Origin of the sequence: Rhodococcus sp. YH3-3, from assembly GCF_001653035.1 — a bacterium.
Classification (GTDB): Bacteria; Actinomycetota; Actinomycetes; order Mycobacteriales; family Mycobacteriaceae; genus Rhodococcus_F; species Rhodococcus_F qingshengii.
This window is the reverse complement of sequence record NZ_BCWH01000001.1, coordinates 796,657-821,086: the sequence shown is the minus strand read 5'-3', so window position 1 is coordinate 821,086 and position 24,430 is coordinate 796,657. Positions and strand designations below refer to the sequence as shown.

The following is a 24,430-nucleotide window of genomic DNA, read 5'->3' as shown; positions in this document are numbered from 1 at the left end:
AACGGGTTGCGTTCTCCCGCAAGGAAAACGCAACCCGTCTCTCCACTTCGATCTCGGAAAATCCCCCGTCTACTTTCCGTCGATCGCCTCCAGCACCGAATCGATCAGCGACTGTGGAAGTTTCGACGGCGGAGAGATTTCCAGTTCTCCCGGAGCGCCCGGCATCGTCCAGACAGTTCTGTGCCGAGCGATCGCGAGCTTCTCCCGTGATCCGTCCTCATTGACCTTGAAGTACTCGAACTCGAGGTCGATCCCCCTCTCGTAGAGGGCAGACAAGGACATCGTGACCAGGACGTCGTCGAACGGCATGACCTCGCGCAGATGCTCAACCCTGGTGTGCACACAACGAAGTTCCCCGAGAGCGCCTCTGGCCGCCATGGCCTCACGCTGAGAACGGACCAGGAACTTGTCCCGAACCCTCGACTGCCAGATGTAATAGTTGCCGAAGTAGATGTTGCCCACGACGTTTCCGTCCTGCAACGTCGTCGAGAACACCTCGGATTCGAGCAGGTACGGATTGCGCGGCACCATCGGAGCCGAGCGGATCACGGAACCACGATCGACGTTCTTCGGTTCGGTGGGAACAGCGATGTTCTTCGTCCCCGTCGGAATCGTCATCGGCTCGATGAAATCGTGGAAGTACTGCGGCATCGGCCGTGCCGCCACCACACCGTGGGAGAGGATTTCCACCCACGTCGTCTGCATCGCACTCCACCCGATGTGAGTGCGCGTCTCGCCGTCGACCCGGGACCATTCGACATGCAGATTGGTGGTTGCCCGATCCGGACCGGTGAGTTCGGTGATCCAGATCGTCCCCTCGACAATGTCGTCGGTGTACAGGTTCGCATCGATGAACACCTCGGAGTTGTTGGTCACCATGCCCCAACGACCCGTCGCCATGTCCTCCACGATCTGCTTCGAGATCGGTCCGGTTCCCCTCTCTCGCAAAGCGCCCAACCACAGCGCGAAGCTCGCGAACCCCACTGATCCACCGACGTTGCACGCGTCCCGGAACCCGACGGGGAACCGGATCGTCACCGCCGGATAGCCGCTCCGGGCCACCACATGCACGTCGGAGCCGTAGGCCATCGGATCGAACTGCGCGAGAGACTTCGCCGACAACGGGCCGGAGTCGAACTGTGGTGCCGAGTCCTGCGCCGGTTCTTCCGCATCCTCCTCATGAGTCACAAACGCGAGAATCCGCTCCTCGTTGTCCGTCAACAGAGCTGGAAAAGTCAGAACCACCACGCTTCCGTCTGCGCCGCCGCGGAAGGTCACTGCGTCGTCCTCCCTGGCGCCCATCGCCAGAGAAACCGACATCTGCCCCGTGGCCTTTCGGATCGCCTCGGCCGCCGCCCACAGCCTGGTTCCCGCACGATCGAGTGATTCGCCGCCTGCGATCAACTCGTCCAGCAGCGGAATCCGCGCCGAACCCAGAAGCGCCTTCCACTGCACGGCGGTTCGGGAGCGAATCGGTTCGATGTCACACCCCTGAGGCCAGTCGCCGGCCGAACTGAGTGACTTGCTGCCGTCGTGCGAGAGCGAGACATCCACAGAGGGCGGAATATCACCGACGACGACGGGCTTTCCGGTTTCCTGCCATTCGATGGCAAAGGCATTACTCATTTGATCACCACATCCTCATCGAGATGAATGTTCACGGCCGCCTCGGCGATCGGTTTCTCCTGCTCGTGGCGTTCCGACTTGGTCAACTCGTGAATCCCCGGGGTATGCGCGACCACAACCCGCGGGCTCTTCACTCCCAACGCCCGGCTGTGTTGCGCGAGCTTGTCGAGAATGATCTGTGCGTCGCGCGCAGTCGGATTCGCGATTTCCTCAGCCGTAGGACGGCTTTCGTCGTGGGAGAGAATCTGGGAGCGATATCCCTCGAGCTGCATCACCACTCGTCCGTCCTTCACCACCGCCACGTCGGCTTGCATGTGGGTCACTGTCTGCACCTTGTCGTAGGCGTACGCGGTGAACGAACGAGCCTCGAATCGTCCGTCGTACATGTCGATTCGCGCAATGTTGACCGGAAGGCAGATCTCCCGCGGAACCATGATCTGGCCCGATTGGAGCAGGGAATCGAGGAAGTAGGGATCACCGAGGAGGTGCTGCCTACGGTCGGCTCGCGAAATAGCGCTGAAGAGGATGTGCTCGGAATCGAGGCTCGAGATCTCTTCGAGTCGGCGGAAATCTCCCTCCTGGAACAGCAACCACGAGTAGAGATCGTCCAACGGATCGATGTCGAGCACCGGTCGCGGCAACTCCTTCTCGAACTCCGGCAGTGTTTCGTCCAGCCCGAAGATGAAGTCGGCCGAGAAATGGGGCCGTCCGTACCCGGTCCGTTCGGTGCCGATCGTGACATGCACCCGCGTTCCTGCAGCATCACGATCCTGCTCCACGACGCTTGCCTTGATCTCGACTCTGGTGCCCTCGACCGTGTCGACGACGATCGGTCGATCCAGCTTGATGTCGTCGATGCGGACGCGGCCCAGAGTCACGCGTCCGGTGACATAGGCCGCCGCCTGCGACATCGCCTCGAGTCCGAACACCGTCGGAAGCAGCGCCGATCCTTTCCAGACATGGTCGAGGACAAAAGGATCTGCCGAGGTGGACAACGTCGTCCGGGTAACCAGTTCTACCTGCGGCTCGAAGGTCACCACTTGGTCGATGTACCGCGACACCGCCGGCAGAGCCGGTGCTGCCGGCGCCCAGGTGTCCAGACCGCCGAGTCGACTGGTCACGACGATACGACTCGCCTCGGGTCCGCTGTCGACCAGGCGAAGGAAATGATCCACTCCCGCAGCCGTGGAAATCGGCATGACACCCATCTTCGCGAGGTGGTTGACACTGCCCATGCGGGCGCCCATGCCTGTCTCCCCCCACACGCTGTACGCGAGCGAGAACGTCCGAGTCTTCGGGTGCCCGGCGGCATACCGCATCACCATTTCGTCGAGAAGCTCGTTTCCGTATGCATACCAGCTGTTTCCGGGCATACCTGTGAATCCGATGATGGAGGAGAAGCCCACGAACAGCTTCAAGTCGCGATCAGCGAGCGCTTCGACGAAGTTGGCTGCGCCCAGGACCTTAGGTGCAACCTCCTTGAAAGCCGCAGCGCTGTCGACTCTCTCGAACCGCCGCGGAACATTCGCCCCCGCACCGTGGACAAACCCGGTGATCGGCCCAACCTCGACCTCGATCTGGGCGACGACGCCGGCCACCGCCGCAGCATCCGTGACGTTGCAGCGATAGTAGTGAGCGCTCAAACCGGCAGACGTGAAGTCTGCAAGAGTGGAAGCGATTTCGTCACCCGCTTGTCGCTGAGAGCTTCCGATCAGCACTAGTTCGGCGCCTGTCTTTCGGCCGAGAGCCAGAGCGCATTGCGCCATGATGCCTTTCGCGCCACCGGTCACGACCACTACATCCGAACTCCCCAACCCGCTCTCGCGGACGGTGTAGTCGCTCGAGGCGAGAACCCGCGGTTGCAGTGCCGTGCGTCCCATCTCGGTGTCGTAAGTCGCGAACACATAGGGTGCAACCGAATCCAACTCGGAGACGACGGTGGTTGCCACCACCGCGTCCGCAGTCGAGCCGTCGAATCCTATGACGCGGACATCCAGTTCGGGGCGCTCGTGATGCACCGAAGCGGCAAAAGCCGCCGCACTCGGTACCGGCGCCGGATTGCCCAACTCGACATCGGTGAACTGAATCACTGCCAATGTGGTTCGTGCGCCTCCACTTTGCTGCGCCGGAACCATCTTGTGCATGTGTTCGATCCCACGGCGCAAGCCGATTTCGGTGACGGAATCATCGGTCACACGCGGCATTACGGCAACCACGTGCTGTGCATTCGCAGGAGCGCCGTCGGAGAATGTGCGAATGTGGACCTGAGCACCACGCCCTCGCAGTTCGGATTCCAACCTTCCGACCAAACCGGCGTCGTCACCGATGACGACAAACGTCGTGTCCGTGAGGTCTCGGACTCCGTGCAACGCTGTCTCGCTCCGAACCTTTTCCAGGGTGTAATCGCGAACCCAGGTGAAGCTGTCGGCTGATAGACCCTTTGCCTTCACCGGCAGCGCCCGCGCAACCGGCTGCTGCTGCCCCGACTTCTCTTTCGCGGATCGATCGAGCACTTCGATCAGTTCACCCAGGCTGACGTTGACGAGTTCGGCCGGATCCAGATCACCCTGAACACCCAATCGCGTTGCCACAGTTGCTATCGCATCGGCAGCCTTGATCGAGTCCATGTTCAGGTCGTCGAGCAGGTGGAGATCCACATCGAGAGACTCCACCGGAAATCCGGTGTCCTCCGCGATTACCTCGAGCAGTATTCGCGACACGTCCGACTGCACCGAACTCGCTGCTGGAACGGCAGAACCGAGATTCGGTGATGCCGCAAGGATCAGCGATGCTGCTTCTCCGATCGTGGCATTGGCCAACTCGGCAGGGTCGAGGTCGACAACCTCGAACTGATGCGCAACCTTCGAAATAGCCTCTGCCGCACTGATCGAGTCGAGATTCAGATCATCGAGCAGACGCAGATCCGTCGTGATCGACTCGGCGGGGAATCCCGTCGTATCGGCGAGGATCCTGATCAGCTCACTTTCCACGGACCCAGCGCCCGCGTCAGCCGGCTCTTCGACTACCGGAGCCGAAACCGGCGAAGGAGCTTTCGCTGCCACGGATTCGTGGCCGTTGGTGACTGCCCGCGAAGTCGGAGCAGATGGAGAAGACGGAGAAGTCGCTCCAGTGCCTACATCAGCACGAATCACGTCGACGAGGAAGGTCCCGCGTCGGCTCAGGTAATCGGCCAGCGCCGCAGCCGGATCCCCGCCGGACGTACCAAGTGCGAGCGGTTCGGGAGCAGAGGTAACCGTCAGCTTCGCCTCGGCCAGGTTCTCGATGAACACCTTCTGATCGGCAGGAACGAATTCGCGCACGAACCGGCCGTCGAAAAGTTCGTTCCATCGGACCTGAGCGCCGTGTACGTACATCGCGGCCAGTGCGACATTGAAGTCCTCGTCGCGTCCGGACTTGGACGCAACGGGGAAGCAGCGCACGCCGTCGGTCCCATTGATCGCCTTGGTGAGCCCGGTCAGCACACGGCCGGGACCGACCTCGACGAGCAGGTCCACGTCCTGCGAGATTCCACTCACCGTCTTGACCCAGTCGACCGGTGAGACAACCTGTTTGGTGACCAATTCACGAAGTGCCAGTGGCGTCTGTACGCGTTTCCCTTCGACGCAGGAATACACGGGGCAAGTCAGCGAATCGACTTGCTCGTCAACGGGCGCAGTGGACTTCAGCTCCCGCTCGGCCTCGTTCATCATCTCGGAGTGGAAAGCATTCGACACGGCAAGCGCCTGAGCCGACACTCCGCGCGTCTTCGCGATGGCAACCACATCGTCGACCGCGTCTTTGGTGCCCGAAACCACTGTCTGTGTAGGCGTATTCAGATTCGCGACGGTCGCGTAACCCTTTGTTTCCGCGATGATCGCCTCAGCCGTCGATCGGTCGCAGGTCAGGCTCGCCATCGCGCCGTTTCCACCACCACTGACAGCCATGGCCGCACCCTTCGCCGCAGCCAAGGTGATCAGCGTCTTCTGGTCGTAAGCTCCTGCCGCGTAGAGCGCGGTCAACTCGCCGAGACTGTGGCCGGCGACAGCACTGGGTGTGACACCCAATCGGCGGAGGTACTCGAACCAGAGCAGCGAAGCCAAAGCGACGGCAGGCTGGGTGAACTGCGTACGGGCGAGATCCCGCTTCCACTTCGCCAATTCCGCAGCGTCAGCGCTCTTGACCGGGTTCCGCAGAATTCGAGGCGTGATCGCCTCCGCTCCAACTCCCTCCAACCAGCCGTCCGCCTCGGTCGCCAGTTCGCGTGCCCACTCGAAGCGCTCGATCAGCACGCGCGCCATCTCTAGTTGTTGGGATCCCTGTCCCGGGAACAGGAATCCGATGTCGTGGTGGACGGCGTTCGAGATCGAGATCTCGTTGCTCACGACCTTCACCTGACCGGATGCAGGAGCGGAGTTCTCGCAGATCACGGCAAGCTGACGCATGCGTTCGGCCAACTGCGCGGGACGTCCGGCCACCACTGCGGCACGGAAGGGCGCGGTCGGCGAGATCACTCGAGAGAGTTTCGCCGAAAAGTCCAGCAGCTCGGCAACACTCAACGGAACCGCCAGATCTGCAACATCCCGCGCTCGGGTCGCCAAGTCCACCGCGGAATCTGCAGAAAGTACGAAAACCTCGGTGTCCTGATACGACGCCATCATCGTGCGGACGTCTTGCGAGGGTGTCAGCTTGCTGGATGGTGCATCAGCCGATTCGATCGCGACGTGGCAGTTGATACCGCCGAAACCCATGGCTTGCGCACCGGCACGCATCTTCTCGGACGGATCTCTGATCTCACCGTTGACGAGCGGAAAGAGTGCCGGCGCTTCGGTTCCGAACGCCGGGTTCGGGTCGGTGCAACCGGCGAGCGGCGGAAGGATTCGTTGATTGACGGCCATGGTCGCCTTGATCAGCGCAAGGATGCCCGACGCCGCCTTCGTGTGCCCGATCAACGACTTCAGTGACGTCATGCCGATGCTACGAGCCTCGACGGGCCCGTCCGTCTGAGCGGCCTGCTGGACGCCGGCCAGTTCGACGGGGTCTCCGACGGGAGTACCAGTTCCGTGTCCTTCGACGAAGGCAACCTCGCTGGCCGCGAATCCCGCTCGCGAGTATGCGCGACGGATCATCTCGGCCTGAGTTTCGGCGCGGGGCTTGGTGATTCCACCCTTGCCATCGGTGGAGATGCCCCAGCCGCGAATCGTCGCGTACACGTAGTCGCCGTCCGCCCTGGCGTCCTCGAGTCGTTTCAAGGCCACGAATCCGCAACCTTTACCCGGGATGAATCCGCTTCGGCTTGCGTCGTACACGTTCATGTCGCCACGGGTCAGTGCACCCAAACGGGCGAATCCCACCAGTTCCAAAGGATCCAAGCTGACGTCGACTCCCCCTGCCAAGACGAAGTCGGCCGCGCCGGACGCCAGCTTTTCGGCTGCAGTCGCCACCGCGAGCATTCCGGACGCGCACGCACCGTCCACGACGTACCCGCCGCCGTTGAAGTCGAGATAATTGCAGATCCGGCCGGCAATCGTATTCGACAACATGCCGGCGAGAGTGTCTTCACTCGGCTCCACCAATGGGCCCTTGTAGACCTCTTCCATCGTCTCGGCGAGAGCATCGGCGACGGAACTGTCCAACTGGCGCGCTTCGGCTGCGACAGCGAGTGCGCGCTTGACGTAAGGCCAACGCAAACGCATCGACCACATCCGGGATTCTTCACCGGTGAGGGAGTTGCCGACGATTGCGGCGCTGCGTCCAGTGGGTACCGATCCTCGGCTGTAGCCCGCGTCGGTCAAAGCCCCGAGTGCTGTTTCCAGAGCCAACCAGTGTGTGAGATCTGTCGACTTGAAGGTCCGCTCCGGTATCCGGCGACCGACCCAGTCGAATTCGAAACCATCCATGAACGCGCCGCGATCGGCGTATGTCTTGTCGACGTCGTCAGGGCTCGCGCTCCAGTAGTCGTCGAGGGACATCCGTGACTCCGGAAACTTTCGGAATTGCATCCGACGCGCGAGGACGTTCTCCCAAAATCCTTGCAGATCATGTGCACCGGGGGACCACATGCTCATCCCGACTATCGCAATCGCAGGATTAGTTGAATCTTCAGTCATCTTACACTTCCTATTTTCGCGCGCATCCACGGGAGACTCAATCGACCGAAGACTAACCACGCCCTCATCGGTGTGTAAAACGCAGATTCACCTCAAGGCATAAACAAATAACAAGGGTTGTTCGGCGCAATGAACGTGTTTCAGCAATTTGACAGCAATCGAGAGTTAGCTGTAACTCGGAGTTACTTATTTGCTTCGTAACCGGTCATGCTCCTGCTTGAACATCCGTACCGGATCCCGGTTTCACGGCCGCCATTTTCTCGCGATCGGCAATTATTCAGTTGAATATGCACCGAAATGCCGCAATGCCGAATATGTGGCCAAATCGCCGAATGTCCCAAATTGGTCGATCCCCGCAAATCAAACATCCGACAACTATCAATCTGAACATTCGTGACACACCGAAATTTAACAGCAGCACTCGAATGCCCATCAGACAACGAGAAATTCCAGATATTCTTCGGCGACCATCGTCCGAATCGACGTTTCGTTACACCGGAACTGAGCGAACGAATGTGCCAGCAAACCAGCCACATACAATTCAGCTTTGCGAGGCCGAGCCGGCGCGCTTTCGAGACGCGCGCGCACAAAGGGAACGGCACTTATAACAATTCGATCACACAGTGGTGCAGCTGGATTCCGACAGCTGTTTCACGCACACGGACCGAGACGGCAACTCAGCTTTCGAGGCGGCGAGCTCCGAGGACGTCCTTGAGGAGTTCCTTTGCAACATCCTCAGGATCACGTCTGGCAGTCGGATCAGCGGGCTCAGCCGCCTCCGCAAACATCTCGTCCTCGTCCTCCGGCGTTGCAGGCGGAGGAGTTGCCTCGTAGTCGACCTCAGGAGCAGGCGCCGGTCCAGGGTCTTCCGGATAGTCGGGGGCCTCGGGCGGCGGAATGTCGTCCGAATCGCCGCGCTGGGGCTGCGGGGCCTTGGGCTGCTGCGCTGCGCGCTCCTGACTGGGCCGCGAGAAGCGGGGCGCAGCGGCAGGGCGGCTCGGAGCTTCCGTCGCCTTGGTTGCGCTCGATACTGTCGGCGCTGTAGGCGCACCTTCTTGATACTCGACCTGCCAAGTGCCACCGAACATTTCGGCAAGGACCTCGCAAATGACCGCCGCGTTGTGCGGTTGCGTCACACGAGCACCCAGGACCGGTGAGCCGTGAGCGATGACAACGACATGTCCACGCACGTCGTGAACCGTCGCAGCGGACAGCATGGCCGGAAGAACCTTGTTTCGTTCACCGACCTTGTTGCGCAAGGTGTTCCACGATTCACGGAGAGTCTCGACTGTGGGGCCTGCCGAGACCGGCGCAGCTTCGGCAACCGCCGGCTCGTCGAACTCGGGCTCGGGCTCGTAGTCGGGTTCCGGCTCGGCAAGCCCGATCAGCTCTTCCGCCTCGACAGAAGCAGTAACCGGTGGTTCAACCACAGGAGCTTCAACTATTGGAGCTTCGGCAACCGGAGCTTCAACCACCGGAGCTTCGGCAACCGGCGGTTCCACGATCTCGACAGTGGGAGTCTCGACGACGGGAACTGCCGCTACCGGAGGTTCGACGACAGGAGCCTCCACAACCGGCGGCGCCGCAGCTGGAGCAGGCGCGGCTGGTTCCGGCCGTGCCTCAGGCTCGGCCTTGCGTTGAGAGGGCCGTTGGAACTTGGAAGCAATCTCCGGTTCGAGCGGCGGCACGGTGGGTGCCGGCGTTGCTGCCGCGCGAGGAGCAGCCGCGACTCCGGCAGCCGGAATACCTTGTTCCAGGCGCTCCAGCCGCTGCAATACAGCTGACTCGGTGTCGGAGGCCGACGGCAGCAGCATTCGCGCGCACATCACTTCGAGCAGCAGCCGCGGCGCCGTCGCACCACGCATTTCGCTGAGTCCGGCATGGACAGTCTCGGCGAAGCGGGTGAGCGTGGCCGGGCCGACTCGTTGAATCTGCTCACGCATCGTGACCAGCTCCGCTTCCGGAGCGTCGACCAATCCTCGTTCGCTGGCATCGGAAACAGCCTGCATCAAGATGAGATCACGCAGGCGCTCGAGAAGATCGAGCGCGAATCGGCGTGGATCGTGACCGGCGTCCATCACGCGATCGACAGTGCCGAACAACGCGGCCCCGTCACTGGCAGACAGGGCGTCTACTGCTTCGTCGATGAGCGCGACGTCGGTGACTCCGAGAAGAGAGAGCGCGCGCGGATACGTGACACCTTCTTCTCCTGCGCCCGCGAGCAGCTGATCGAGGACACTCAACGAGTCACGAGGGGAACCGCCGCCGGCCTTGATGACCAGTGGATACACCGCAGGCTCGACCGGTACGCCCTCCTGGGCGCAGATCTTTTCCAGGAGTCCGCGCATGGTCGACGGCGCCAACAGGCGGAACGGGTAATGGTGTGTACGCGAACGGATGGTCGGGAGAACCTTTTCCGGTTCCGTCGTCGCAAAGATGAAGATGAGGTGTTCCGGCGGCTCTTCGACGATTTTGAGCAGCGCATTGAAACCCGCCGCCGTCACCATGTGTGCCTCGTCGATGATGAAGACGCGGTAGCGAGATGCGGCGGGTGCGTGGAACGCCTTGTCTCGGAGTTCTCGGGTGTCGTCGACGCCACCGTGACTTGCGGCGTCGAGTTCCGTCACATCCAGGTTGCCTGTGCCGCCCGGGCCCAGCGAAACGCACGAGTCGCACACGTTGCACGGCGTCGACGTCGGTCCCTGCTCACAGTTCAGCGAACGCGCCAGGATTCGCGCCGACGACGTCTTTCCGCAGCCGCGCGGGCCGGAAAACAGGTAGGCATGGTTGATGCGTCCGGTGTCGAGGGCCGTGCTGAGCGGTGCGGTGACATGCTCCTGCCCCACCACCTCGGCGAAGGACGCGGGTCGATACTTCCGGTACAGGGCCACGCGCAAAGACTACCGGCGACCCACGACAGGTGGTCCGGTGCGGGTGCAACGCCGACTTCTGCCGAAACATGTTCGCAACACAATCGCAGTGCGGAGGAAACCGCACGCACTCATCGTGGGTTCCGTGCACGCGGGCTGGTCCGCGTGCGTGAGGAGAAAACTGTGCCCGCCACCATCGATGCCGGAGCAACTGCCTGGTTGCTCGTCAGTACTGCACTCGTACTTCTGATGACGCCAGGACTCGCACTGTTCTACGGCGGCATGGTCCGCTCGACGGGCGTACTCAACATGATCATGATGAGTTTCGTCTCGATCGCACTCGTCACGGTTGCGTGGTTGTTCGTGGGCTACAGCCTCGTGTTCGGCGACGATCACGGTGGCATCATCGGCGGACTCGAGCACATCGGCATGGCGGGCATCGACCCGTCGACGGTGCACGGGAATGTCCCGGAAGTGTTGTTCGCAACCTTCCAATTGACGTTCGCAATCCTTACTGCAGCGCTCATCAGTGGTGCGATCGCCGACCGCGCGAAGTTCTCCGCCTGGATGATCTTCGTCCCCATCTGGTCCTTGCTCGTCTATGTCCCCGTCGCTCACTGGGTGTGGAATCCGCAGGGATGGCTCGCCCAGATGGGCGCACTCGACTACGCCGGTGGCCTCGTGGTCGAAATCGTGTCCGGAGCGTCGGGTCTGGCATTGGCACTGGTCCTCGGCCAGCGGATGGGTTTCAAGGCCGAGTCGATGCGTCCGCACAATCTGCCGTTCGTCCTGCTCGGCGTAGGCCTGCTCTGGTTCGGTTGGTTCGGATTCAACGCCGGCTCGGCCCTTGCGGCCGACGGTATGGCCTCGCAGATCTTCCTCAACACACTCGTCGCCGGTTGCACCGGACTACTCGGCTGGCTGTTCGTCGAGCAGAATCGTGACGGACACCCCACGACGTTCGGCGCAGCTTCGGGCGTCGTCGCCGGTCTGGTCGCGATCACCCCGTCGTGCGGAACGGTGAACATGTTCGGTGCGCTCGTCATCGGTCTGATCGCCGGCATCGTCTGCTCGTACGCCGTGGGATGGAAGCACAAGCTCGGCTACGACGACTCCCTCGACGTCGTCGGCGTGCACCTCGTCGGCGGAATCGTCGGCTCGTTGCTGATCGGACTCCTCGCGACGGCCGTGATGACGGGCGGTCCGGAAGGTTTGTTCTTCGGCGGTGGATTCGCGCAGTTGGGCAAGCAGTTCGTCGGCGTCGTCGTGGTCGCGCTCTATGCCTTCGGTGTGACCTACGGTCTCGGAAAGCTCATCGACAAGACCTTCGGCTTCCGCATTTCGCGTGAAGACGAGGCCCGCGGAATCGACGTTGCCCTGCACGCGGAGTCGGCCTACGAGCACGGAGTACTCGGCCACGGTCCGATCGGCGGACAGAACCCGAGCCCGTTCCTCCAGCGTCAGCGGGAGGAACGGGAGAACCGCGAGCGGGACTGACCGCCCTCACCGGTTCGCGATTTCCTCCATCAGGATCGGAACGCCGACATTGCAGGAATGAATCCCGACGACGGTGGTCAGTTTCAGCACCTCGAGAATCTCCTTCGGGGTCACTCCCATGTCGAGCGCGGCGCGAATATGGCGTCGTACGCCGGGTGCGTACATGTGTGTGCTCGCCGCATCGACGGCTATGCACAGCAACTGGATCACCTGAGGTGACAGCACCCCGCTGTTCCAGGGCTGCATCGCTGTCTTCATGTACAGCTCGGTCCACTCGGGATCCAGCTCCGAAAGTCCGTCCCACAACGGATTCCAGCCACCCGAATCCTTCATGGCCTGGGTCACGGGAAAAGCTTCACTTGCTCGAACGTCAGTCATCGATCTCCTCAGACCATCGAAAATGCTTGATTCAGTTCACGTTTGAGAATCTTTCCGGTTGCCGTCATCGGCAGCGACGGCACGAACTCGATGCGACGCGGATATTTGTAGGCGGCCATCTGTTCCCGCGTCCATTCCACGAGATCCGATTCGGAGATCTCTTCACTCGGCTCTCGGATCACGAACGCGACAACTTCTTCGCCGAGGCTCGAGTCCGGCACCCCGACGACGGCGACGAGTGAGACGGCTGGGTGAGTGAGCAGAACCTCTTCGATTTCGCGTGGGTAGACGTTGAATCCGCCCCGCACGATCATGTCCTTCGCGCGATCGACGATGTAGTAATTTCCGTCGGTATCGACCCGTGCCAAATCCCCGGTGCGAAACCATCCGTCGCGCATGACTTCCGCCGTCGCCTCGGGTCGGTTGAAATAGCCCTTCATGACGTTGTGCCCGCGAATGGCCAACTCTCCCACTTCATCGGGGCCGGCGATCGTGTGCCAAGAGTCGTCGACAAGCCGCGCTTCGACGCCCCAGATCGGCACGACGATCGAACCGGGCCGGGGGTCGCTCTCCGGGGCACTGAACAAGGCCAGCGGAGAGGTCTCGGACAACCCGTACCCTTCGAGGATCTGAACACCGAAGCGTTCCCTGAACTGTGTCAATATTTCCACGGGAAGCGCTGCGCCACCGGAGATCGCGCACCGCATGTTCTGTGCAACGGTCTCGATATCCACCCCGGATTTCACTACCTCGTCCAGCACGCCGAGCAGTCCCCAATACATGGTCGGGACGCCCGCGAAGACCGAGATCTTTTCGCGTTCCATGATCTCGAGTGCCGCGGTCGCATCGAAGCGCGGCATCAACACCAAGGTGGCACCGACGCAGATTCCCGCATTCATGGTCACTGTCTGGCCGAACGAGTGGAACAACGGCAAAGTCAGGAGATAACGCTCATGCATGGACGGAACGCTCTCGAACAACCGGTTGGTCGACAGTGCATTCAAGACCATGTTGCAGTGAGTGAGTTCGGCGCCCTTGGGCTTTCCGGTCGTGCCGCTGGTGTAGAGGATGACCGCGGTGTCCGTCGGTTCACGAACAACCGCGACTGCAGGCGTTTCCGTGCCGGACACGGACGCCAGTGCTTCGCCTAGAGTCTCGACTCCGAGGATCGACGACGGTGCACCCGACTCGGCGCTGATCACGATCAGGGCCGAACAGGTCTCGCTCTGCTCGAACCCGGCGATGGCGTACTCAGCGATCGGCAATTCGGGACTTCCCTCGAAACAGAAGTACAGCTTTGCTTCCGAATCAGCCAGGTGATAGGCGATTTCGCGCCCCTTGAGCAGAATGTTCAGAGGAACGACGACGCCGCCGGCCTTGAGAATGCCGTAGTAGACGATCGGGAACTCGAGAACGTTCGGGCAGGACAACGCCACCTTGTCACCTGGCTCGACACCCCGCGAGACGAGCAGATGGGCGATGCGATTCGCGTACGCGTCGAACTGCGCATACGTCAGCCTCGCTTCCCCGAGAACCAGCGCATCCCGTTCCGGGTACCGCCGGGCCGAGTCTTCCAGCAGAGCAGCAAGATCAAGCATGACTGTGTTCCTCCTGCGCATCGGAATCCGTGGCATGAGACGAGGCAGCGCGCGACACCGACTCGAGCAGTTCCCGCACCAACGATTCCGCCCGCGGCCAATACCCGTATCCGGACGCCGGATTGAGATGTCCGACCTCACCCAGATCCAGCAACCGACTCCCCCATCCTTCAGCCAAACCCACAACTCGGCGATACCCGGCGAGCGGATCGTTCCGACTCGCCGCGACCGTGCTCGGAAACGGCAGACGCTGACGCGGTATCGGTAGCCACCCGTGTCGGTCGAGATCTTCGAGAGACGGATAAGACTCGGGCAGCGGAAGTTCGAGATCCGCCGGCGTGACCAGAAGTGCGCCCGCAACCTCTCGATGATTCGCCCTCGCCCAGTGAGCAACTGTCATGACTCCGGCGCTGTGCCCGACCAGGACCACCGGCCCGCAGACACTTGTCAGCACCTCGTTCAATGCCGCAACCCGCGCATCGCGGCTGAGCTTGTCGGTCTCGAGGGGAGGAACCGTCAGAACGTTGTCGAGCCTGCGCGCGAGGTGAGTCTGCCAATGATCTTCGACATGATCCCGCAGACCGGGAACCATTACTACCGTAGTTGATTCATTCATCATGAGCTCCGAACGTCTGTTACTTCAGTGGCGCCGAGGATCTCGGGCCGATTCTGCAACGTCGCCAGCCGCCTCATCCCGGCGGGATAGGCACGCTTGCCGGCTACCAACGCGAGGGCCGCGACGACATAGACGAAGGGCGAAAGCTGTAGAGCGCCGAGAAGACCCAGGTGATCGGCGAGGATGCCGACAACGAAGGGACCGAGCGCCAGCCCGAGAAGGTTGTTGGCGACGGTGAGCGTTCCCATGGCCGACGCTCGAATCGAGTGATGGGTAAGGTTCGCGACCATCGCTGCCGTCGGCCCCGACGAACCGGCGGAGAAGAATGCACCGATACCGAGCAACACGAGTTGTGCTGTCCCCGTGCCTAACCGGAGCCCGATGCTCAGCGTCACCAACGAGATGGCGCAGTAAACGATGGCGGTGGTCCATTTTCGCGCCGAATCGTCGCGGCTGAATCGATCTGTGATGAAACCGCAGACCACCATCCCGCTTCCGACCAGGAGGACGAATACGGAAGCTGTGACGCCGGCCTTGTCCGGGGCCAAATCGTAGTAGCGATTGAAGAAGCTCGGCAACCACGCCAGAAGTACAGCGGCGGTGAACATCTGGAGACCACCACCGATGTAGGCGAACAACACGGCGGGATTGGTGAACAGCGAGGACACCGGCGCACGAAAACCGTCGTGTCTCACCGCTTCCCCGGCGGCATCCGGCGCGGCCTCGACGGCGTAAGCGGTGAGCTTCTTCTCGGTGACGAGGGCACGGAAGAGCGCGACCAGAATCAGACCGAAGATTGCCATGGCGGCAAAAGACCACCGCCAACTGAACTGGACTGCGATGAACCCACCGATTGCCACACCGATGACCGAACCGAACGATCCACCGGCCATGAAGGCACCGGCAAGAGCTGCGTGCACGCGGGGCGCAAACACACTGAGGACCACGGCGATACCCACGCTGCCGTACGCCGCTTCACCGACACCGACCAGGAACCGGGCGCCCAACATCTGTTCGTAGGTCTGAGCGATTGCGCACAGCAACGTCGCGACACTCCACAACACCGCCATCAAGATCAAGCTCTTGACGCGGCCCCAGCGGTCCGCGAGCAGCGACAACGGGAACGTCAACAGCCCGACCATCAATGCCACCACGCTGCTCAGGGAGGCGAGGTGCGAATCGGAGAGATCCCAGTCCGCTTTCAGGATCGGGAAGACTGCACTGAGCACCTGCCTCGACATGTAGTCCGAGAGCAGAAGACCGAAAGCCAGGGCGAAAACGATCCACGGGTATAACTTTCGTCGTCCGCCGATTCCGAGCGCGGTGTCCACACGTGGCGTGGCGGGAGCTTGCAGTCCCATGACTCTCCTAGGAAGTACTCGAGGTAGACGGGGGGATTCGGGGGTACGAACCGTCGCGGTTCGTACCCCCGGAACTGTTGTACGAGAGGGTGCGAACTCAGGCGTGCTGCGTGAATCCCAGCTGGCCGATCCGGCGGTTGGGCGCGTAACCCAGCTTCGCCAACGTCTCGTCGGTGTCGGCATACGTCTCACCGATCCGGTAGATGTCCCGAGCTTCCTTCGCGGTAGCCACCTCGCGGCCCAATTCGCCTGCAATGCGCACCAACTGCTCGATCTGCTGCACCGACGTCATCTTCTCGCCCTTGCGGCCCCAGATGGTGTCCTCGTTGCCGCAGCGAGCGTGCAAGCCCATCGCGATGGCCATCGTGTTCACCGGCAGGACGCTACGCATCAGCGTTTCCAGCGTCAGGCACGCACCGTCGGGAACACGCTGGACGAAGTTCATCATGTTGTACGGGTTGGGTCCGTCGAAGCCGCCGCCGATTGCGACCCACGTGAGGTTGACCGGACCCGTGTAGATGCCGCGTCGGATCAACCGCTCCACCGTTTCGAGCTGCGGAATACTGGACAACTGGAAATGCGGCTGGATTCCGGCGGCCTGCAACCGGCGCAGGTGCTCTGCCACCCACTCCGGACCGGCGGGCACAGTCATTTCCCGATACGTATCGGCCAATTCCGGACGCTGCATCGACGTACCCGCGATGTCGTCGTCGGTCATCAGTTCCATGATGTTCATCTGGCTGGTATTGATCGCGATCGTCACCTGATCGGGAGCCGGCTCCAATTCCGCCAGCATGTGACGCACGTCGTCGGACAACCACTTCGCATCGGCACCTTCCCCCTCCGGGGCAAACGAAATCGACCCGCCGACCTGCAGAATCATCTCGGGAACGGCCTCACGCAAGCGACCGAGAAGCTCGTTGAACTTCGACAGACGCTTCGAGCCCTTGCCGTCGAGTTCACGCACGTGGATGTGGAGAACTGTGGCACCGGCGTTGAAACAGTCGACGGCTTGCTGGACGTGCTCGTCCATCGACAGAGGGAGGTCTTCTGCAAAATCGTCCGGCTCCCACTCCGGTCCGTAGGGAGCAACGGTGATGACAAGCTTGTCCTGGGTTTCGGGGAACAGTGAATCGTCGTGGAAATGCATAGCGTGACTCCGATCGAGTGAATGAATTTATCTTCGGGGCTGGGAAGAGAGATCAGAACGGTGCGTCGCCGATGATTCCGGCGCGCTCCATCTTTCGAACCGCGGGCCAGTAGTCCTGCACCGCGTAATGCTGTGTCGAACGGTTGTCCCAGATCGCGACGCTGTTTTCGGTCCAACGCCACCGAACCTGGTACTCGGGAATCTGAGCCTGGCTCGCCAGGTAAGTGAGCAGATTCCCGGCGCCGGGGGCGTAATCGATTCCATAGCGGACGTTCTCGGGCGTGTGATAGTTCACGAGGTGTGTGGCGAACGAATTGACGAAGAGAATCTTCTCGCCGGTCTCCGGATGTGTTCGTACCACGGGATGTTCGGCGTCGGGAAAGCGTTCCTTCAGCTGGTGCCGCTGTTCGATCGGCATCCGAGCGCCGAAGGTCGACTCGATACTGTGCCTGGCACGCAGATCCTTGATCTGCTCCTTGACCCGCGCCGGCAGATTCTCGTAGGCGAGTGCCATGTTCACCCAAATCGTGTCGCCGCCGACAGGAGGTGTTTCCACACAACGCAATACACATCCCATGGGCGGGTTAACGCGCCAGGTGGCGTCGCAGTGATATGCATTCTCGAAATGCTCCGGCGGGCTGTCCAGATCCTTGTAGATGCGGACCAGGCCCGGGTGGTCGGGGTCGCTGCCCAGAGCCGGATGATCCTCGAGTTCACCGAATCGCTGGGCAAGTTCTACGTGCTCGGCTTTGGAGAAGGTCTGGTCGCGAAAGAACAGAACCTTGTGTTCGAGCAACAATGCCTTGATTTCGGCGAAGAGTGCATCATCTCGCGCGACCTCGCCGAGATCCACCCCGGACAACTCTGCCCCGATCGAACAGGTCAATTTCTCGACGCGGATCGTATTCCTCGACGAGGGAAGGTTTTCTGTGAGCGTTGCGGTGTTGGTCATGACAATTCCTCTGGGAAGTGCTGTTTCGGTTCAGACGGAGAAGACGGAGGAACCGATACTGCGACCGGACTCCATGTCGTGGTGCGCACGCACCGCATCTTCGAGGGGGTATCGCTGGTTGATCTCGATCTTGATTCGCCCGGACTCGACGTGTGAGAACAGTTCACCCGCCAGTTCGGCACGTTCTTCGGGATCCGCGATGTAATCGGCGAGAGCCGGACGTGTGAGGAAGAGTGATCCCTTGACTGCCAACTGCATTGCCTGAATCGGCGGAGTCGGTCCGGACGCCGTTCCGAAGCACACCAGCAGCCCCCGCCTGGCAAGGCAATCGAGAGAGATGTCGAACGTGGATTGCCCGATACTGTCGTAGACAACCGGCACGCCGACGCCCCCGGTGATCTCCTTGACACGCGCGACGACGTCCTCGCGGGTGTAGATGACGACTTCATCGCACCCGTGAGCTCGGGCAACGCTCGCCTTCTCGTCGCTCGACACCGTTCCGATCACTTTGATTCCCAACAGTTTTGCCCACTGGGTGAAGATCAGTCCAACCCCGCCCGCCGCAGCATGTAGCAACACGGTGTCTCCCGCTTTCAACGGGTAGATGCGACGCAGAAGGTAGGCGGCAGTCAGTCCTCGCATGGTCATGGCGGCCGCGGTGTCGAAGGCGATGCCGTCGGGTAGCGCGATCAGGTCGGACGACGCCATGATCCGCTCGGTGGCGTACGCACCCAGCGGACTGCCGGTGTAGGTCACACGGTCCCCCACTGCAAAATCGACTACTCCCTCGCCGATCTCTTCGACCACACCGGCGCCCTCGACGCCCATCCCGGCAGGCAATTGCGCAGGATAGAGGCCACTTCGAAAGTAGGTGTCGGCGAAGTTCAACCCCACCGCTTCATGACGAACCCGAACCTCTCCGGCGCCCGGTCGTCCTACCTCGATCTCTTCCCAACGCATGACGGACGGTGTGCCGATCTCGTGGAACCGAATGGCGTTTGCCATCAATGCTCTCCAATTCTGTGGGCGGGCTCGACTCGATTACGGTCGAGCTGTATTCGTACGCAACAACTTCCAGAAGTCGGTGCTCGGCTTCGTGGTCGTGCCGAACTGATGTGAACAAAACTATGTGAGATCCGGCTCACATGCTTAACTTGACGAGACACACAACACAACATTTCGGGACATCGAGTAAAGGGGGCCCTATGAAGCCACTCGCCCGCTACGCGTCACTGAACCGATACGTCGACCTGTGCCGAACAGTGGACGTGGACGCTGTGGCCCTCATGAGAAGTGTCGGCCTGAGCCCGGCAAGCCTGGCGAACCCCGACCAATGGGTACCGGCCGCCTCCATCGCATCGCTCCTGGAGCGATCGGCAGCGGAGTCCGGACACGAAGACTTCGGGCTTCTACTCGCCGGCCTGCGTCGACTGTCCAATCTCGGCCCCCTCAGCTTGGTCATCAGGGAAGAACCAGACGTCAGGAGCGCACTCGACGTATTGATGCGATACGAGCACACGTACAACGAGTCATTACGCATTCGATTGAACGAGGTCAACGGACTCGCCACCCTGCGAATCTCGCTCGAGGTCGGCGAACCGGTCGACACCAGACAGAGCGTCGAACTCGCAGTCGGCGCGACACTGCAGATCCTGCGGAGTTTCCTGGGTTCTCGATGGCAACCGGTCAGCGTGGGATTCACGCACAATGCCCCGAAGGACACGAGCACGCATCGGCGAATCCTCGGCGAGACGGTGGAATTCGATCACGAGTTCACCGGTATCGTTTTCTTCGCCGCCGACCTGGATGCGGCTAACCAACTTTCCGACGAGTTACTCCGGCCGTACGCTCGCCAGTTCCTCGACTCGCTTCCCGCCTCGGAAACCTCCGATACCCTCAGCCGCACCAAGGAATTGATCGAAGTTCTGCTTCCGACCGGCCGCTGCTCTGTCGAGCAGGTGGCACGCAGTCTCGGATTCGACCGGCGGACACTGCACCGTCATCTCGCCGAATCCGGAGATACGTTCACGGCCGTTCTCAATTCGGTTCGAAGCTCCCTCGCGGAACGATTTGTCACCAACCCTCGCTATTCGTTGACCGAAGTGGCTGTGCACCTAGGGTTTTCGACGCAGGGTAGTTTCTCGCGCTGGTTTCGCACTCAGTTCTCGATGAGCCCGAGCGCGTGGCGGACTCAGCGCTCGATCAGCTGACCAGCACGACTCCGACGTAGGCGATCGTTGCCACCCACACAGTGGAAATCGCGGCCAGCACGAATGGCCGGGCGCCAACTCCACGAATGACGCTCAACCGCACCCCCAGCCCGAGTGCGAACATCGCGGCGGCCAACAGCGCCGTCTGCACCGTCTTCGCCAGCCCCAGAAGCTCATCCGGCAAGATGCCCGTGGAGCGCAAGCCCATGCAGCCGATGAATGCCACGACGAACAACGGAATCAGCGGGGGACGCTTGGCGGCAGTGCTGTCGACCATCCTGCGTTGCCGGATACTCAGAAACGCCATGACCGGCGCCAACATCAACACGCGCGCAAGTTTCACCACGGTCGCGACACCCAACGCGGTGGCGCCGAGAGCGCTGCCGGCAGCCACCACTTGCGCCACTTCGTGGATCGACCCACCGGCCCACATGCCTGCACCGACCTCGTTCATACCGAAAGCGTTGGCCAACAGTGGGATTGTCGGAATCATCAGAGTTCCGAAGATCACCACCAACGCAACAGCGGTGAGCAACTCTTCCTCTCGCGCATTCACCACACCGTCCGCAGCAGCCACGGCGGCAGCGCCACAGATCGAGAAGCCGCAGGCAATCAGAATTCTCTGCGACCAACTCAATCCGAGAAGTTTTCCGGCATACATGGTCCCGGCGATACCGAGGAACACAATCGCAACCACAACGGCGATCACTCCCCAGCCCAAACCGACGATGTCGGAGAACATCAATTGCAGCCCGAGCAGAGCGATACCCACCCGAAGTAGCCGTTTCGCCGAGAATGCCAGGCCAGGTTGGAATTTCGCCGGCAAAGAGACGGTATTCGCCAACACCGCACCCGCCACGATCGCAATCAGCAACGGACTCACGGCGGAGGTGAACCGACCGGCTATCAGCGCGACCGTGGCCCCCAAGGCGCACAACGCAACTCCGGGCACCAATGCAGCCACACTGGACCACCGTCGTACTTCTGACGAAGGGGCGACTGCGGGTTTCTCGGCCACGGACTTCACATCACGGTTCACTCATCCAGCGTCCTTGAGCCACCATCGCTCCGGTAGGGCGATTTCTACCATCACGGCATATCAAATCGATATGAACGTGAAGTTCGGTATAGCCTGTTTGCATGACCAGACGGTGGCCCGACCTCACCACTCTCGAGCTACTCATCGGCATCGATGATCACGGAAGTCTCAGTGCGGCAAGCCGTTCAGCAAACATTGCGCAGCCGAATGCCAGCCGCGCCGTCAAAGCCCTCGAGCGGCAGCTCGGGATGCCCCTCATACACCGAAGGTCGACGGGGGCGACTTTGACTCCGCAGGGGACCGTCATCGTCCACTGGGCGCGCCGCGTCCTCGCCAACTCGAGGCAGCTTCTCGACGTCGCCGAAGGGATGCGGACCGAACGATCCGCGGAATTGACCGTGTGTGCCAGCATGACCGTCGCCGAACATCTGATTCCGGCCTGGCTCGGTATCTTTCGGTCACTACATCCTGGTGTCACCGTCCACCTTCAGGTCTACAACTCGACCCGCGTCCTCGAGGCTGTCGAGGTGGGAATGTGCGACCTCGGATTCGTCGAGTCACCGACCGTTCCGAAGAGCCTGTCCAGCGTCACCGTCGCGCGTGACTCGCTGGTCGTGGTCGTTCATCCGGATCATCCATGGGCGCGTCGACGAAAGCCGCTGACCGTCGCCGAACTGGCAGCGACGCCGCTGCTGGTGCGCGAGCCCGGATCGGGAACCAGAACGACTCTCGACCTGGCGTTACACGAATACGAGCGCGGTGCACCGTTGTTGGAACTGGGTAGTTCGGCCGCGATTCGAACCAGCGTGCTCGGTGGCGTCGGCCCGGCGGTACTGAGCACGCTGGCCGTCGAGGACCAGGTGAAGCAGGGAGAACTTCGGGTCGTAGCCGTCGAAGGCTTGGAACTCGACCGATCCCTGCGCGCAGTGTGGCGCCCGCCGCGTCAGCTCGAGGGCCCCGCAGGCGACCTGATGAAAGTAGTGCGTGCGAGCGGGTCCCGGAAGTCCTGAAAGCGGCTTACTTCTTGTCGGCCTTCGCTGCTGCCTTTGCGGCCTTCTTGAACTCGCGGACCTCGAGCAAAGACTGTTCGTCGACCACGTCTGCAATCGAGCGCCTCGAACCTTCGAGCCCGTAGTCGCCGGCCGCTTGGCGCCAACCTTTCGGCTCGACGCCGATCTGTTTTCCGAGCAACGCCAGGAAGATCCGGGCTTTCTGATCCCCGTAACCGGGTAGGGCTTTGAGCCGCTTCAGTACTTCCTTGCCGTCGGGATTTCCCGAAGTCCAGATCGCCGCGGTGTCGCCGTCGTAGTTCTCGACGATGAACTGGCACATGAGCTGGATACGCTCGCCCATCGACTTGGGGAATCGGTGCACAGCCGGAGGCTCGGCGCAGACGGCGATGAACTCGTCGGTGTCCATGTCGGCGATACGCCTGACGTCGATACCGCTGAGCCGATCCGCCAGCTTCTTCGGACCGAGGAAGGCCGTTTCCATCGGAACCTGTTGATCGAGAAGCATTCCGATCAACAACGCCAACGGGTCCTCGGCCAGGAGGGCATCAGCTTCGGGGTCACCGACAAGGTTCAGTTGAAGTGCCATGAGTCCGATACTGCCACGTCAGACGGCAGTTGTGACCGGCGCCGACGCATCCGGGGCCGGAATCTTCCACTTCTTCCAGCCGAACAGAACCAACGTCGAGACCGCGGCAAGCGTGAAGACCCAGAGGTAGACGCCGACGGTCGGAATCCGCAGATACTCGGGCGGCACGAACATGAACAGGCCCATTCCGATGAAGCGATCCGTACCCGGAATGACCGACGGGTCCCACCAGGTGTGAGACCAGTTCAAGACCGGGAGCAGGAAAACGAACGGCGCCACCCACGCCCAGCGCTTCTTCGACACCATCGCGTAGTGCGCGGCGAGGACGACCAGCGGGACGAACCACACCCAGTGATGGCCCCACGAGAACGGCGAGACAGTGGTCGCAGTCAACCCCGTCATGGTGAGGCCGAGCAATTTCTGGCCGTGGCGGTGAGCAATCCACGCGGCACCGAGTCCGAGGCATACCGCTAGCGCACTGAAGACTAGGACCAGGACCCGCGACGGCGTCGGAGTGTGAGTGAGCTGAGCGATCAGACCGGACACAGACTGGTTGCTCGGAGCATCCGTCGGTCCGACGCGTTCGCTGTCGACAAGAGTGCCGGTCCAGTACTTGTACGCATCGTTGTAGATCACGACGAAGCCGATCGCAACGGTCGCAGCGAACGTCACGACGGCCGTCACCAACGCACGCCATTGACGAGTGATGAAGAGGTACGCCCAGAAGAAGGCCGGAGTGAGCTTCACGCCGGCGGCGATGCCTGCCCCGATTCCTCGGAGCCGACTCTTCTCGTCCCGACCGAGGTCCCACACGATCAAGAGCAGCAGGAAGATGTTGATCTGCCCGAGCCAGAGCGTCGTACGTATCGGTTCCATGAACAGAAAGATCGTCGTCGCCAACGCACTCACGGCGTACGCCTTCACGTCGAGCCGATAACCGAGGTACTTCCAGCACAACAAGATCACTGCGAACAACGCAGCGATGTTCAAACCCGTCCACACAACAATCGCCTGTTTGAACGAGAGCACCGCCCACACCGTGAACAGCAAAGCCGCAAACGGGGTGTACGTGAACATCATCCCTTCCAGGACTGGCCCGTCGTACAACGGAAGGCCCTGAACCACAACGCTGCCGCCGTGGCGGTAGACGTCGAGATCGAGGAAATTTTCGAAGATGCCCCAGTACCGCGTATTCATCGGCACGGCGAAAAGAACCATCAGCACGGACGCGACTGCCAGAACACCGAGTACAGAGAATCCGAGAACACCGACACGGAGGGTGCGTCGCGGTATGTCAGCTTCGACGACCGACTCCGAGTTCGCGGTGTGCGCCTCGAAAGAAGGCCCATCCGAAGCGTTGATCGCGCCCGTCACTACAACCTCCGGGATTCACACCCTATGTCGGGAATTGATGCTCCGAACGGTAC

At 61.5% G+C, this 24,430-nt stretch carries 16 protein-coding genes; 3 read left to right on the top strand and 13 right to left on the bottom strand.

What is annotated here, in order from left to right; all coding sequences use genetic code 11:
* Nucleotides 1–69: 69 nt before the first annotated feature.
* From YH3_RS03890 to YH3_RS03880, 3 genes are all read right to left on the bottom strand, one after another.
* Nucleotides 70–1,626 carry a hypothetical protein gene (locus tag YH3_RS03890; protein WP_064443011.1) on the bottom strand — a complete coding sequence of 519 codons (1,557 nt, stop codon included), beginning with the start codon at nucleotides 1,624–1,626 and terminating at the stop codon, nucleotides 70–72.
* Nucleotides 1,623–7,733, bottom strand: coding sequence for a type I polyketide synthase (locus YH3_RS03885; protein WP_064443010.1), 6,111 nt, complete (start codon nucleotides 7,731–7,733; stop codon nucleotides 1,623–1,625). Before YH3_RS03885 ends, YH3_RS03890 begins: the two co-directional genes overlap by 4 nt.
* 677 nt (nucleotides 7,734–8,410) lie before the next feature.
* A complete protein-coding gene (locus YH3_RS03880) occupies nucleotides 8,411–10,624 on the bottom strand; it encodes a DNA polymerase III subunit gamma and tau (protein WP_064073540.1) in 2,214 nt (737 codons plus the stop codon).
* Nucleotides 10,625–10,786: 162 nt separating this feature from the next.
* On the opposite strand from YH3_RS03880, the gene YH3_RS03875 reads away from it, so the two are divergent.
* Nucleotides 10,787–12,100, top strand: coding sequence for an ammonium transporter (locus tag YH3_RS03875; protein ID WP_003943791.1), 1,314 nt, complete (start codon nucleotides 10,787–10,789; stop codon nucleotides 12,098–12,100).
* 6 nt (nucleotides 12,101–12,106) lie between these two features.
* On the opposite strand, the gene YH3_RS03870 is transcribed toward YH3_RS03875, so the two are convergent.
* The 7 genes from YH3_RS03870 to YH3_RS03840 form a co-directional block, all read right to left on the bottom strand.
* A complete protein-coding gene (locus YH3_RS03870; RefSeq protein WP_020905896.1) occupies nucleotides 12,107–12,478 on the bottom strand; it encodes a carboxymuconolactone decarboxylase family protein in 372 nt (123 codons plus the stop codon).
* A gap of 8 nt (nucleotides 12,479–12,486) precedes the next feature.
* The gene (locus YH3_RS03865; RefSeq protein ID WP_064443009.1) at nucleotides 12,487–14,076 is read right to left on the bottom strand and encodes a long-chain fatty acid--CoA ligase; all 1,590 of its coding nucleotides are present in this window, start codon (nucleotides 14,074–14,076) and stop codon (nucleotides 12,487–12,489) included.
* Nucleotides 14,069–14,692, bottom strand: a complete 624-nt coding sequence (locus tag YH3_RS03860; protein ID WP_064443465.1) for an alpha/beta hydrolase — start codon at nucleotides 14,690–14,692, stop codon at nucleotides 14,069–14,071. The genes YH3_RS03865 and YH3_RS03860 overlap by 8 nt, the downstream gene beginning before the upstream one ends.
* Nucleotides 14,692–16,053 carry an MFS transporter gene (locus YH3_RS03855; RefSeq protein WP_064443008.1) on the bottom strand — a complete coding sequence of 454 codons (1,362 nt, stop codon included), beginning with the start codon at nucleotides 16,051–16,053 and terminating at the stop codon, nucleotides 14,692–14,694. The genes YH3_RS03860 and YH3_RS03855 overlap by 1 nt, the downstream gene beginning before the upstream one ends.
* A 97-nt stretch (nucleotides 16,054–16,150) precedes the next feature.
* Nucleotides 16,151–17,203, bottom strand: coding sequence for a 3-keto-5-aminohexanoate cleavage protein (locus tag YH3_RS03850; protein WP_003943988.1), 1,053 nt, complete (start codon nucleotides 17,201–17,203; stop codon nucleotides 16,151–16,153).
* A gap of 52 nt (nucleotides 17,204–17,255) precedes the next feature.
* Nucleotides 17,256–18,155: a TauD/TfdA family dioxygenase gene (locus tag YH3_RS03845; protein WP_007731564.1), complete on the bottom strand. Its 900-nt coding sequence runs from the start codon at nucleotides 18,153–18,155 to the stop codon at nucleotides 17,256–17,258.
* 30 nt (nucleotides 18,156–18,185) lie between these two features.
* A complete protein-coding gene (locus tag YH3_RS03840) occupies nucleotides 18,186–19,160 on the bottom strand; it encodes a quinone oxidoreductase (RefSeq protein ID WP_003943928.1) in 975 nt (324 codons plus the stop codon).
* A 200-nt stretch (nucleotides 19,161–19,360) separates the two neighbouring features.
* On the opposite strand from YH3_RS03840, the gene YH3_RS03835 reads away from it, so the two are divergent.
* Complete coding sequence (locus YH3_RS03835; RefSeq protein WP_064443007.1) at nucleotides 19,361–20,365, top strand: AraC family transcriptional regulator; 1,005 nt, start codon at nucleotides 19,361–19,363, stop codon at nucleotides 20,363–20,365.
* Here the strand turns inward: YH3_RS03835 and YH3_RS03830 are convergent.
* On the bottom strand, nucleotides 20,358–21,404 hold the full coding sequence (locus YH3_RS03830; protein WP_082920526.1) for a YeiH family protein: 1,047 nt from the start codon (nucleotides 21,402–21,404) through the stop codon (nucleotides 20,358–20,360). The two genes, YH3_RS03835 and YH3_RS03830, sit on opposite strands and share 8 nt — an antisense overlap.
* A 101-nt stretch (nucleotides 21,405–21,505) precedes the next feature.
* Between YH3_RS03830 and YH3_RS03825 the strand changes: the two genes are divergently transcribed.
* A complete protein-coding gene (locus YH3_RS03825) occupies nucleotides 21,506–22,414 on the top strand; it encodes a LysR family transcriptional regulator (protein ID WP_003943906.1) in 909 nt (302 codons plus the stop codon).
* A 7-nt stretch (nucleotides 22,415–22,421) separates the two neighbouring features.
* On the opposite strand, the gene YH3_RS03820 is transcribed toward YH3_RS03825, so the two are convergent.
* Together YH3_RS03820 and YH3_RS03815 are read right to left on the bottom strand one after the other, a co-directional pair.
* The gene (locus YH3_RS03820) at nucleotides 22,422–23,003 is read right to left on the bottom strand and encodes an HhH-GPD-type base excision DNA repair protein (RefSeq protein WP_003943868.1); all 582 of its coding nucleotides are present in this window, start codon (nucleotides 23,001–23,003) and stop codon (nucleotides 22,422–22,424) included.
* Between the two features lie 18 nt (nucleotides 23,004–23,021).
* Nucleotides 23,022–24,377 carry a glycosyltransferase 87 family protein gene (locus YH3_RS03815; protein ID WP_064443006.1) on the bottom strand — a complete coding sequence of 452 codons (1,356 nt, stop codon included), beginning with the start codon at nucleotides 24,375–24,377 and terminating at the stop codon, nucleotides 23,022–23,024.
* Nucleotides 24,378–24,430: the final 53 nt, after the last annotated feature.